7 protein-coding genes and 1 tRNA gene are annotated in these 12,415 nt (G+C 64.9%); 4 read left to right on the top strand and 4 right to left on the bottom strand.

The window, feature by feature from the left end:
* Positions 1–11: 11 nt before the first annotated feature.
* Positions 12–470 carry a MaoC family dehydratase gene (locus tag ACREB7_RS11265; protein ID WP_431592365.1) on the bottom strand — a complete coding sequence of 153 codons (459 nt, stop codon included), beginning with the start codon at positions 468–470 and terminating at the stop codon, positions 12–14.
* Between the two features lie 152 nt (positions 471–622).
* On the opposite strand from ACREB7_RS11265, the gene ACREB7_RS11260 reads away from it, so the two are divergent.
* Positions 623–2,197: an AMP-binding protein gene (locus ACREB7_RS11260; protein WP_431592364.1), complete on the top strand. Its 1,575-nt coding sequence runs from the start codon at positions 623–625 to the stop codon at positions 2,195–2,197.
* A gap of 24 nt (positions 2,198–2,221) precedes the next feature.
* Positions 2,222–3,235 (top strand): DUF1254 domain-containing protein, encoded by a 1,014-nt coding sequence (locus ACREB7_RS11255; protein WP_431592363.1) that lies wholly within the window; start codon positions 2,222–2,224, stop codon positions 3,233–3,235.
* Positions 3,236–3,259: 24 nt separating this feature from the next.
* Here ACREB7_RS11255 and ACREB7_RS11250 read toward each other — a convergent pair whose 3' ends face one another.
* The gene (locus ACREB7_RS11250; RefSeq protein ID WP_431592362.1) at positions 3,260–5,209 is read right to left on the bottom strand and encodes an alkyl/aryl-sulfatase; all 1,950 of its coding nucleotides are present in this window, start codon (positions 5,207–5,209) and stop codon (positions 3,260–3,262) included.
* A 120-nt stretch (positions 5,210–5,329) separates the two neighbouring features.
* Here ACREB7_RS11250 and ACREB7_RS11245 point away from each other — a divergent pair, with 120 nt between their 5' ends.
* Positions 5,330–8,023 carry a LuxR C-terminal-related transcriptional regulator gene (locus ACREB7_RS11245; protein WP_431592361.1) on the top strand — a complete coding sequence of 898 codons (2,694 nt, stop codon included), beginning with the start codon at positions 5,330–5,332 and terminating at the stop codon, positions 8,021–8,023.
* 90 nt (positions 8,024–8,113) lie between these two features.
* Here ACREB7_RS11245 and ACREB7_RS11240 read toward each other — a convergent pair whose 3' ends face one another.
* Entirely contained in the window at positions 8,114–10,672 is a 2,559-nt protein-coding gene (locus ACREB7_RS11240) for a TonB-dependent receptor (protein ID WP_431592360.1), read from the bottom strand.
* Positions 10,673–11,054: 382 nt separating this feature from the next.
* Positions 11,055–11,131, bottom strand: a tRNA-Arg gene (locus ACREB7_RS11235).
* Positions 11,132–11,269: 138 nt separating this feature from the next.
* On the opposite strand from ACREB7_RS11235, the gene ACREB7_RS11230 reads away from it, so the two are divergent.
* Entirely contained in the window at positions 11,270–12,319 is a 1,050-nt protein-coding gene (locus tag ACREB7_RS11230) for a YeiH family protein (RefSeq protein WP_431592384.1), read from the top strand.
* Positions 12,320–12,415: the final 96 nt, after the last annotated feature.

The raw sequence follows: 12,415 nt of genomic DNA, 5'->3' as shown, positions 1-12,415 counted from the left end.
CCCGGGGACAGTCAGACGAAATAGAGCGTGACCCATTCGGCGATCAGCGCCGGCTTTTCCTCGCCCTCGATCTCGACGACATATTCGAGCGTGTGCTGATATTGCCCCGTCCCCTTGGCTTCGTAGGCGATCTGGCGGAACCGGCCGCGCACGCGCTTGCCGACCTTCACCGGTGCAAGGAAGCGCGTCCGGTTGCCGCCATAGTTGACGCCCATCTTCATGCCCGCGGGAAGCGGCAGGTCGGCCTGCTCGGCCAGCATCGGGAACAGCGACAGCGTCAGGAAACCGTGCGCGATCGTCTGCCCGAAGGGCGTATGGCGCGCCTTGTCGGGATCGACATGGATGAACTGGAAATCGCCCGTCGCTTCGGCAAAGCCGTTGACCCGCGCCTGATCGATGAGGATCCAGTCGGATACGCCGATTTCCTGGCCGTTGAGGTCCAGAAACTCCGCTTCGGTAAGATTGCGCAAGACGTCCTCCTTTGCTGCGGCGCCCGCCTTCGCGTTCGGCGCCCGTCCGATGGACTCCGGCTATTGCGCCGTATCGGCCGAACGAACCCCCCTTGGGGAGGGGGGGCATGGTCGGGCGCATCGCGCTAGAGCGAGGGGGAAGAGGAAACACCATGAAGATCAACTTCGCGCGCACGACCCGCGAGATCGCCGACCGCTACCCGCATCTCGAAGCGCTGGTGAACGTCGAGCGCGGCCGCCGGTACAGCTTCGCCGAGTTCGACCGGCTGACCAATCGGATCATCAACATGATCCACGGCAAGCTCGGCCTCGGTCGCGGCGACCGCTATCTGTGCATCCTCGACAATGACAATCTGTCGCTGCTCCATGCCCCGACGGTGCTCAAGGGCGCGGCGGCGGCGGCGTGGACCAACTACCGCGATTCGCTCGACGAACATCTGTGGCAGATCGACTGGATCGCGCCGAAGGTGGTTTTCCTCGAAAGCGAACTGGTCGAACGCTTCCACGCCCCGTTGCGCGAGCGCGGGATCGCGATCGTCGCGATGGACCCCTGCCCCGCTTTCGACGATGTCCCTCATTTCTGGGATTTGCTCGAGGGCCTCAGCGATGCCGACCCGGGTATCGAGACCGACCTTACCGGTGACCCGATCATCTATCGCTTCACCGGCGGCACCACGGGCAAGAGCAAATGCGCCGAATATTCGATCGACAATTGGCTGGCGGGCCGCGACGCCTATTATGTGCCGTCCGACAACCCCTTCCGTCCGGGCGGCCGTTCGCTGCTGATGGCGCCGCTCAGCCATGGCGGCTCGGTCACCGTCCTGCCGTCCTTCTTTCGCGGCTGCTGTATGGTCACGCAAAATGCGCCCGACCTCGATGAATGGTGCCGCAACGTCGAGGCGGAAAAGATCACGATCGGCGGGCTGGTGCCGACGCTCTGCTATCGCCTGCTCGAACTGGAATCGGCCGACCGCTACGACCTCTCGACGCTCGACTGGGTTTTCTATGGCGCGGCGCCGATGAGCGCGGTCAAGCTCGCCGCGCTCCAGGCACGCTTCGGCAATCTCTTCGTCCAGATCTATGGTTCGACCGAATGCTGGCAACCCGCCACCTTCCTCGACAAGGCCGACCATCTGGCGGAAGGCGACGATCTGGAATTCCGCCTCGCTTCGGCGGGGCGCGTGACGCCGGGAACCGAGCTGATCATCGTCGATGATGACGGAAAGGAGCTGCCGACCGGCGCGACGGGGGAGATATGGATCCGCTCGCGCGCCAATATCCGCGGCTATTTCCGTAACCCCGAAACGACCGCGCAGGAATTCGCCGACGGCTTCTGGAAATCGGGCGACCTCGGCTTTCGCGACCCGCGCGGGTTCATCACGATCGTCGACCGCAAGAAGGACATGGTCATCACCGGCGGCTTCAACGTCTATGCGATCGAGGTCGAAAGCGCGATCAACGCCCATCCGGCGGTCAGCAACTCGGCGGTCGTCGGCGTCCCGCATCCCGAATGGGGTGAAGCCGTCCATGCCGAAGTCGTGCTGAAACCGGGCGACGATGTGGCGGACGCCGATCTCATCGCGTTCGTGAAAGAACGGATCGGCAAGCACAAGGCGCCGAAGACGATCATCTTCGTGTCCGAGCTGCCGCTCAGCGCCGCGCACAAGGTGCTGCGCCGCACGGTGCGCGACAAATATTGGGCCGGCAGGGACCGGCGCGTCGGCTGACCGATGCCCTGAAGGAGAAGAAGCATGTCATTCGCCGCCATCCTCGCGCTCGGTCTCGCCGCCGCGAGCGCCGCGCCCGCCGCGCCTGTTCAGGTCACCCCGGCCAATTTCCCGCGCGCCGAGACCGACCAATATATCGCGAACATCGTCGCGCGCGGCGGATTCGGCCGTTTTTCGCATCACCGCGATCTCGTCCCGCAGGAAAAGCAGACGGTCGTCCGCCCCAATCGCGACACCCTCTATTCGACAGCCGTCTTCGACCTCGATGCCGGGCCGGTGACCGTCACCCTGCCCGACGCGGGGTCGCGTTTCTTCTCGCTGATGCTGATCAATCAGGATCACCACATCCCGTTCGTCCGCTATGGCACGGGCAGCTATCGCATCACCCGCGCCGACGCCGGCACCCGCTACGCGATCGTCGGCCTCCGCATCCTCGTCGATCCGACGCGTGCCGGCGATATCGAGGAAGTCCGCCGTCTCCAGGATGCGGTGACCGTCGAACAGCCCGGCGGCCCGGGCCGCTTCGACGAGCCCGTTTGGGATATGGTCAGCCAGGCCAAGGTGAAGAGCGCGCTCCATGCGCTTGGCGAAACGCTCCCCAATCTCGACCGCGCCTTCGGCACGGCGGCGGATGTCGATCCGGTCGAACATCTGATCGGCGCCGCGATCGCGTGGGGCGGCCTTCCGCGCGCCGACGCGACCTATCTCAACGTCACCCCGCCGCGCAACGACGGCACGACCGTCTATCGCCTTCGCGTCGGCGAGGTGCCCGTCGACGCCTTCTGGTCGATCACCGTCTATGACGACAAGGGTCAGCTCATCGCCAATCCGCAGAAGATTTATGCGCTCAACAATCTGAGCGTGCGTTATGCGGCGGACAAGAGCGCGACGATCCAGTTCGGGGGCTGCACCGCCAGCATCCCCAACTGCCTGCCCGTCACCGCGGGCTGGAATTATATGGTGCGGCTTTACCGTCCGCGCGCCGAAATCCTCGACGGGCGCTGGACCTTTCCGGCAGCGACGCCCGTCACCGAATAGCGCGGGGCGCGTAAGCGCCGCCCGCTACGGCGTGACGATATCGAAGGCCGGGTCGAAGGTGGTCAGCATCCCGATCAGCGCCGCCGCCTTGTCGACGCTGCCGCTGACCTGCACCTCGCCGCGCGCGACGGCATCGGCGAGGACGGCCTGCCCTTGCGAAACCGCCGCCAGCCGGTCGGCGCTGAGGGAGATTTCGACGTCGGGTTTGGCATGGCGCATCCCGGGCCGATAGGTCAGCACGCCATTCCGCAAGGTCATCGCGAACGCCGCATCGCGATCGGTGAGAAGCCAGTTCAGCGTCATGTCGTGACCAAGCGCCGTCTCGCTGTCGAGACGGATCGCCATCAGGTCGAACAGCATTTCGGGCGTGAGGGCCCGCACCTGACCGCCGATGCCGCGCCCGCCACCGGCCGGGCGCCCCGTCCGCAGTTCCTTGGCGCCGGTCAGGTACATATTCCGCCAGAGGGCATTTTCGGTGGCAAATCCAAGCTGTTCGAGCGCGTCGGCCTGCAGCGCTTTTGCCTTGGCATTGCCGGGATCGGCAAAGACCAGCTGGTTCCCCAGTTCCACCGCCCAGCGATAATCCTTCGCGGCATTGGCTGCCGCGAGCAGCTCTAGTCCTCGTTCGGGTCCGCCCAGCGCCGCGACGAAGCGCTGGGCCTTCTCGACCGGCGGCAGCGGATCGAGATGCGCCGGATTGCCGTCGTAGAAGCCCAGATAGCGCTGATAGATCGCCCGCGCGTTGAAGCTCAGCGAACCATAATAGCCGCGCGTCGACCATTTTTTGGCAAGATCACCCGGCAGCACCCGCATCTTCTCGGCGATCTCGTCGGGCAGCAGCCCCTGATTGAGCAGGTGCAGCGCACGATCATGCGTATAAGTGTACATGTCGCGCTGGTCGGCGAGCAGCGTCGCGATCGCATCCTTCCCCCAGGTCGGCCAATTATGCTGCGCGAACAGCACGTCGCTGCGGTCGCCGTAGCGGACCAGTGCGGCATCGATAAAGCGCCCCCACGCCTTGGCGTCGCGAACCTGCGCGCCGCGCGGCGTCAGGACATTGTGCATCGTCTGGACCACATTTTCCGCCATGCCCAGCGCGCGGGCGGCCGGCAGGTAGAAGTTCATTTCGGCGGGCGCCTCGGTCCCCGGCGTCAGCTGGAACTCGATCTCGACTCCCGCGATGCGCCGCGTTTCATAGGGCTCGGAAATCTCGATCGTCGGCGCGACGAGGCGGGCGGTGCCGCCGCGCGGCCCGCCCTTGCCAAGGCCCGCATCGACCTGCGACCGCGGTCCGGGCTCGATCGTCATCCCGCCCTGATACTGCGCGCGGCGATACATGGCGGTGCCGGCAAACACCGTCTCGCTCGCCGTCTCGCCGAGGAAGCCCTTCGGCGCATAGACGTCGACCCTGCCCGCCCGGACATCGGCTTCATCGACCACCCCGCCGGTACCCCCGAAATGGTCGGGGTGGCTGTGCGTATAGATGACCGCGCGGACCGGTCGGCGCGGGCGATGTCCATAATAGAATTCGATCGCGGCGTGCGCCGTTTCGGTCGCCGTCAGCGGATCGACGACGATCAGGCCATCGCTGCCCTCGATGATCGTCATATTGGCAAGGTCGAAGCCGCGCAGCTGGTAGACGCCGTCAGCGACACGAAAAAGGCCCGCCTGCATATTGAGCCGGGCGTGGCGAAGCAGCGACGGGTTGATCGTCTCGGCCGCATCGGCACTGTCTAGGAAATCATAGCTGCGAAGATTCCAGATGATCTGGCCCTTGTCGTCGCGAATCTCGCCCCGGAACGGCGCGATCAGCCCGCGCTTCGCATTGTCAGCCTGGTCGTCGTCGCTTGCCGCCGTCGCTCCTGTCGCCAGAGGCCGCGCGATCGCCGCACCCGTCGTTACGACGACCAACGCCAGACAGGCCGCAGCGGTGAAGAGACCGTCCCCAAAGCCTTTGCCTTGCATGCGAACCATTTCCACTCTCCCGAACCATTTGCCGACACCCAAGCAGATTGAAAGCGCCGCAGCCACAGGCAACCCCTCGAACAGAGGGGGATAGGCATAGGCGGAAGCCCGGCTATACTGTCCACACCCATGGACAGGTTTCCCACATCGACCGAATTGAACGCCCTGTCGGCGTCGGCGAAATTTGCGCCTCCACGCATCGGTTCGCGTTATATCCAGCGGACCGACCTTCTGAAGAAATTGGGACGCGACCGTCATGCCAAGCTGACGCTCGTCACCGGCAGCCCCGGCTTCGGCAAGACCAGCCTGTTGGCGCAATGGCGCCAGGAACTGATGAAGAGCGGCGACCGTGTTTGCTGGCTCTCGCTCAGTGCTGACGAAGATAGCCTGGCTGGGTTCGCGGCGCATTGCCTGGCAGGGCTCGAACAGCTCGGCGTTTCGCTCGACGAGGATCTGCTGCTGGTGAGCGAAGGCGCGGGACTGGTCGATCGGGCGGTCGTCGCCATCGTCAATGCGCTCGCGGCGCGCGACGACGAACTGCACCTCCTGATCGACGACTTTCATTACATTCGCGACCCGCGCGCGCACCTGTTTCTGCAAAAGCTCATCGATCACAACCCGGGAAATCTGCACGTCACGCTCGCATCGCGCGCCACGCCGCCGCTCAGCCTCGCCAAACTCCGCGTCATGGGCCAGGTCGCCGAGATCGATTGCGCCGAGCTGCCGTTCAGCCTGACCGAAACGCGCAGCTTCCTGAAACACAGCCTCGGCCCGATACGGCTGGACGCCGGGCAATCGATGGACATCCATGAGCGGACGCAGGGCTGGCCGGCCAGCCTTCAGCTTCTCTCGATCATGCTGCGCAACCAGCCCGCCAGCGAGGTCGACTGGCGGCGTTTCGACTGGGGCGTCGGCGACCTGCAAGCCTATCTGACCGAAGAGGTCGTGGACGCGCTTCCGCCGGACGTCGCCGCGTTCATGGCGATCCTGTCGCTTTGCCGACGCTTCAACGTCCCGCTGGCGCGCGCGATGACCGGGCGCGACGATGCCGACGCGATGATCGACAAGATCGAACAGGATAATCTGTTGCTGATCCGCGAGGAATCCGACGATCGCGAACCATGGTTCCGCTTTCACCCGATGCTCGGCGACTATCTGCGGACCCGTGTCGCGCGGCAGGATGCCGCGACGATCCAAGGCTATCATCGCCGGGCGAGCCGGTGGTTCGATGGTCAGAACATGATCGTCGAAGCGATCAGTCATGCCGCGCAGGGCGACGATCCGGGTTTTGCCGCCTCGGTGGCGCAGCGCGTGACGCCCGAGATGTGGCGACTGAGTCAGATGGGCGCGCTTCACCGCCTGGTGAACGCACTGCCGCTGGCCGCGATCGCGCCCTATCCCAAGCTCGTCTATTTCAGCAGCATCACCCTCGCCCTCGTCGGGGCGCCCGCTCAGGCGGCGGCGCTCGAGGCCTATTTCCCCGACCAGGGGGACGCGACGGATCGGTTTCGCCGCATCTTGCTGCAGGTCACGATCGCCCTTCGGCGCGACGATACCGACCGCGCCCTCGGATTGATCGAGAACATCGTCGTTCCGGCAGAAACCAGCAGCTTCGAGCGTCACCTTCTGTTGGGCGGTCAGACGATCGCGCTCGCCGCCGTGGGCCGCTTCGGCGAGGCCTATGATCTGGTCGATCGCTATGAGACCCAGTTGCTGGACTCCAATGAAGGCATGGCGTTGCTGGCGCTCGAGGGCCGCGGCATGGCGATGCTGATTCAGGGACGCATCGCCGAAACCTTGCCGCTTCTCCAGAATCTCTATCGGCGCAGCATGACGCTGCAGTCCGGCAAATCGGCGGGCGCCGACTTGATCGGGATCAACATCGCCCATGCGCTGTACGAACTCAACCAGCTCGATGAAGCCCGCGCGATGCTGACCGATCGACAACAGAACACGCAGCGCGCCTTTCCGCAGTTCATGATCGTCGCAGCGCTCACCGAAGCGCGCCTTGAAGCGCGCCGCTCCCGCAAAGCGGGGCAGGCGGCGATCGAGACCTATCTGGAGAAATTCCTTTCCTTCGGACTCGATCGGGGGGCCGCTCATCTCCTGCTGTTGCGATTGGAAATCGAGATTGCGGGACGCGCCGCCGAGGCCGCGCGGTCCACCATCCGGCAACTCGCGGAGATCGGCCGTCGTCACCGCGACGCGCGCGGCCTGCTCGCCGAAATCGGTCTCATCCTCCATTGCGCGCAGGCCCGGCTGGCGCTCTTCGAGCGCCGGTTCGACGACGCGATGGCGGATGCCGATGCCGCCTGGGCCAAGGCCGAAGCGCTGGACCAGCGCAAATGGGTCGTCATATTCGACCTGCTCCGCGCGCGTATCGACGAAGCCCGGGGCGCGCTCGGGGCGTCGCAGGATCATTTCGAACGCGCGCTTGCGCGTGCGGAGCCCTTGGGCCTCGTCCGCACCTTCCTCGACGAAGGCGAGGCCGTGCCGCGGCTGCTCGACAAGGCGATCGCTTCAAAACGGCTTGGCGGAAAGGGGGCGACCTACGCCGAGATGCTGCGCGATCAGGCCGGTCGGGAGCGGCCCGAAACAAGCGCAGCGCAGCCGAACGGCGACAATGCCTCGCCCCTCAGCCCGCGCGAGGAGGAGATCATCCGTTTGCTCGCGGCCAATATGTCGAACAAGCGGATCGCCTCGACGATCGGCATCTCGATCGAAACGGTGAAATGGAATCTGAAGAATGTCTTCCAGAAGCTCGGCGTGTCGAGCCGCTATCATGCGGTGACCTGGGCGCGCCAGCACGACCTGGTCGACTGACGATCGCGGCACGGCTGGCCTCATCGGCAAAGAAACGGCGGAGGAAGCCGTCGCTTCCCCCGCCGCAAACTTCAATTCGGGCCGACGCGCTCAGAATTTCGTGCGCAGCGTCACGCCATAGGTGCGCGGTTCCTGAAGAAAGGCGATCCGCGACACGCTCGCGCCGCCGGCATTGACCGGACCGGGAAGCGCGCCGGCGCCGCGCAGCGGGGTATTGGCGACGACGCCATAGGTCTGGACGTCGAACAGATTGTTCGCCCAGAGCTCGACCCGCCAGCTGCCGTTCTGGCTGCCGAGTCCGGCGCGCAGATTGACCTTGGCGTTGCCGTCCTGGATGTCGTTCGGCCCCTTGATGAAGTTCAGCGTCGGCCCTTCGGTGCCGGTCCCCGCCGCCACCCCCAGCAGCGCCTGCGGCGCGGTGCGTCGGTCGGATTCCATACGAACCGAAGCATTGATCCCGAAGTTGAGATCCGCACCGATATCCTTGCTGTAATCGGCGGCCATCGCCGTGACCCACTTGGGGGCATTCTGCACCGACTGCCCGCACAGCGTCGCGACCTGCGCCGGCGGCGTGGCGCCCCCGCAATCCTTGGGATAGCGCGCGTCGGTATAGGTCAACCCGCCCGAAAGCGTAAATTCGGGCGACACGCGGGCGGTGAATTCCATTTCGGCGCCGCTGCTCTTCACCTTCGGCACGTTGAAGGTCAGATATTGCACCCCGGTGAATTCCAGAACCTGGAAGTCCGAAAAATCCTGGTGGAAGAGCGCCAGATTGACCGTCAATGCCCGATCGAGGAGCTGCGACTTGATGCCGAGTTCATAGGCGTTCACCTTTTCCGCCTTGAAGGCCGGCGAAGCGCCGCCGATCGCAGCGGTGGGATCGAGGTTGAAACCGCCGGCCTTGTAGCCGCGACTGAAGCTGACATAGCTGTTCGTCGTCGCGCCGAGTTCGGCGGTGAGCTTGCCCGTATAAACCAGCTGCTCGTCCTTGAAGACGCGGTCGAATTCGACCGGCGCATTGGCGAACGCCCCAACCTTCGCCGCCAGCGGGAAGCAGGTCAGGCTCTGGATCAACGGCGCGAGCGGGCGCAGCGATGCCGGCAGGTTCGGCGTGTTGGCGGCAACGGCCGAACAGGCATTCGACGAGGCCGACATCTGCTCGAACGATCCACGCTTGCGATCGTTCGAATAGCGCAGGCCGAAGTTGAAACCGATCGCGTCGGTGATGTGGAAGGTGTTGTTGGTGAACAACGACCAGTTCCGCGACGACTGATGGAACATATTGTTCGCATAAGTGCCGTTCGCATCGACGCCCGCAGCGAAGATGTCGCGCGCTGGGTTGGTGCCTGGGACACCCAGCGATTTCAGGATCGTGCTGAAATAGGCCTGGGTATCGGGTCCGAAGGCAAAGCTCTGCAACTGCTCGATACGCTCGTCGACGAAATAGGCGCCGACCAGATAATCGAACCGGTCATCGAGCAGGCTCCCGGCAAGGCGCAATTCCTGGCTGAACGTCTTGATGTCGGTGTAGCCCGGCAGGCGCCCCGCCGGATTGAACGGCGACGTGACCCCGACAAGGACGTTGAGCGCCGTCGCATCGGAATCGGACGAGGTTTTCGAACGATAATCGCGATAGCTGGTGATCGCGGTCAACGCCGCATTGCCGAACTGCCAGTCGAGTTGGCCCGACAGGCCCCACTGCCGCTGATCGTCGATGAACGGGTCGGTCGACGCCGCGCGCCGGCTGTGAACCGCATCCGGCCCCGAAACGGCGACCCCGCCATTCGCCGGCAGACCGACGGCGGTGTAGAGGCCCGCCGCCACATAGCGGCCTTCCCTGATGATCACCGGCGCGCAGCAATTTTCGTTGGATTTCGAATAGTCGCCGATCAGCCGGACACTGACGTCGGCGTTGGGTTCCCAATATAGCTGGCCGCGAACCAGATAGCGGTCGCGGTTGTAATTGTCGTCACCGGCCGCGTCGCGCAACCAGCCGTCGCGCTGGCGCCAGGCCCCCGAAAGACGCACGGCGAGCTGGTCGGTGATGATCGGCGCGGACGCGCCCATCTGCACGCTATACTGATCGAAATTGCCATAGGTCGCATTGGCGAAGCCCTCGACGCGGTCGAGCGCGGGCTTGAGGGTGCGGATGTTCAGCGCCCCCGAAGACGTGTTGCGTCCGAACAACGTGCCTTGCGGACCGCGCAATATCTCGACCTGTTCCACATCGACGAGATCGCCGAGCGCAACCCCCGGGCGGCTGAGGTAGACCCCGTCGAGGAAGATGCCGACCGCGCTTTCGAGGCCGATATTATTGCCCGATGTGCCAATGCCCCGGATACGCAACTGCGCCGTGCCCGATTCGGAGTTGGCGCTTTGCAGGCTGAAGCTCGGCGAGACGGTGTCGAGCGACTTGAGGTCGGTCACGCCCCGCTTTTCGAGCGCCTCGCCGGTCACGGCGGTGACCGCGATCGGAACCTTCTGCAGATTCTCCTTGCGCAGCGTCGCGGTGACGATGATCTCGGACCCATCCGGTGCGGCGTCGTCCGCTACGGGTGCGGCGGCTTCCTGCGCCATCGCATTTTGTGCGCCGATGCTTGCCGCCAATGTCACGATGCAGGCCGACGCGAGAAATTTCGCTTTCAACATTACCCTCTCCCAGCTGTCATTTTTTCAACTTTTCAGCCGGACGTCTAAAAGCGCTCGCCCCGATCACTACCCCCCACCGAGGGGGGGCAGCCGTTCGCCGCCAGGGTTGTGGCAGGAGTTTATCGCGCACAGTGAAGCACATCGATTCACCCCTCCCGACCCGCTCGTGGAAGGGAAAAAGGCAGGGCCACCCGGACGGCAAAGTCCGCATGACAACCAAAACTCCGGAAACAAGGGGGTTCTGCCGGATTCGATTCGGACGGCTGCAGGTCGAAAATGGCTTGGTCATCATCGCGGCAGAGACGCGACACTTGCTCAGCAAAATCCGGGCCGCAAAGCCCCGGTCCGATCGCCGAACATATCATTGAAATATAAGGAAAAATGGCGCACCCGAAGGGATTCGAACCCCTGGCCTCTGCCTTCGGAGGGCAGCGCTCTATCCAGCTGAGCTACGGGTGCTGAGATGGCGGCCTCTAGCAAGCGAGCAGCGCGCCAGCAATGGCCTATCGACCGACCGGCGCGGATGTGCGAAGCGGACGCCATAGGTCAAAGCGGCGCAGGGGAGCCGGCGTGAAAGCATCCGATTACGACTGGCCGATGGCCGCCGACCTTTATGGCGAGATGCAGCTCGAGGCGAACCCGCCGGCAAAGCACCGCCCGCGCGATTATTTGCACGGCGTCCTCGTCACCGCCATCGCCGCGCTCGCGGCCGCCTGGCTCGCCGATCATTATGCCGTGCCGCTGGTGCTGATGGGATTGCTGATCGGGCTCGCGCTCAGCTTCCTGTCGCAAGACAAGCGCACCCACGCCGGGCTCGACCTGATGTCGCAGACCGCGCTGCGCGTCGGCATCGTCCTCGTCGGCGCGCGGATCACCGCCGACCAGCTCATCGATCTCGGCCCCCTGCCCTTCGCCCTGCTCGCGGCGATCATGATCGCGGTCATCGCGATCACCGTCGCCACCGCGCGGCTGTTCCGGCAGGATCGCCATGCGGCGCTGCTCGCGGGCGGCGCGACCGCGATCTGCGGGGCGTCGGCGGCGCTCGCGCTCTATTCGCTGATCGGCGACAAGCGCGTCGACCAGGCGCGCTTCACGCTGACGCTGGTCGGCATCACCGTCGCCAGCGCGCTCGCCATGACGCTCTATCCGGTGCTCGCGGCACAGCTCGGGCTGAGCGACGCGCAGGCGGGGTTCCTGATCGGGGCGTCGATCCACGACGTCGCGCAAGCGATCGGCGGCGGCTTTTCCTTCTCGGCTCCTGCGGGCGAGGTGGCGACGATCGTCAAGCTGACACGCGTCGCGCTGCTCGCGCCGATGCTGATGCTCGTCGGGCTGTGGCTGGCGCGCAGCGATGACAGCAAGGACGGCGCAGCGGCGGGCAAGACGCGCATTCCGCTCCGCCTGCCCTGGTTCATCCTCGGCTTTCTTGGTGTTGCCGCGATCAATTCGCTGGTCGCACTCCCCCAACCCGTGACGGCGGGCGCGGCAACGGCGGCGCAGGCGTTGCTGCTGCTCGCGATCGTCGCCACCGCGATGAAGGCGCGGCTGCACCTGCTGCTCGATCAGGGGTGGCGCAGCTTCGCCCCGATCATCGTCGCGACGGTGACGAGCTTCCTCTTGTCGCTGGGCGCGGCGCTGTTGCTGTGACGCCGTGACGTCGTATCAACCCGTTGAATTATAACCGTAGCCCTGAGCTTGTCGAAGGGCGCCTATCCGAGAAGCGCCCTTCGACAAGCTCAGGGC

It is taken from the genome of Sphingopyxis sp. (assembly GCF_050725615.1).
In the GTDB taxonomy this organism is placed as follows: Bacteria; Pseudomonadota; Alphaproteobacteria; order Sphingomonadales; family Sphingomonadaceae; genus Sphingopyxis.
Note: the sequence above shows the minus strand (reverse complement) of the source record. Positions and strands in the feature narration are given on the sequence as shown.

Excerpts from the sequence above, each read along its gene's own strand:
- ACREB7_RS11255 (WP_431592363.1), top strand. The coding sequence starts at position 2,222 with ATGTCATTCGCCGCCATCCTCGCGCTCGGTCTCGCCGCCGCGAGCGCC.
- ACREB7_RS11250 (WP_431592362.1), bottom strand. The coding sequence starts at position 5,209 with ATGGTTCGCATGCAAGGCAAAGGCTTTGGGGACGGTCTCTTCACCGCT.
- ACREB7_RS11245 (WP_431592361.1), top strand. The coding sequence starts at position 5,330 with ATGGACAGGTTTCCCACATCGACCGAATTGAACGCCCTGTCGGCGTCG.
- ACREB7_RS11240 (WP_431592360.1), bottom strand. The coding sequence starts at position 10,672 with ATGTTGAAAGCGAAATTTCTCGCGTCGGCCTGCATCGTGACATTGGCG.
- ACREB7_RS11260 (WP_431592364.1), top strand. The coding sequence starts at position 623 with ATGAAGATCAACTTCGCGCGCACGACCCGCGAGATCGCCGACCGCTAC.
- ACREB7_RS11230 (WP_431592384.1), top strand. The coding sequence starts at position 11,270 with ATGGCCGCCGACCTTTATGGCGAGATGCAGCTCGAGGCGAACCCGCCG.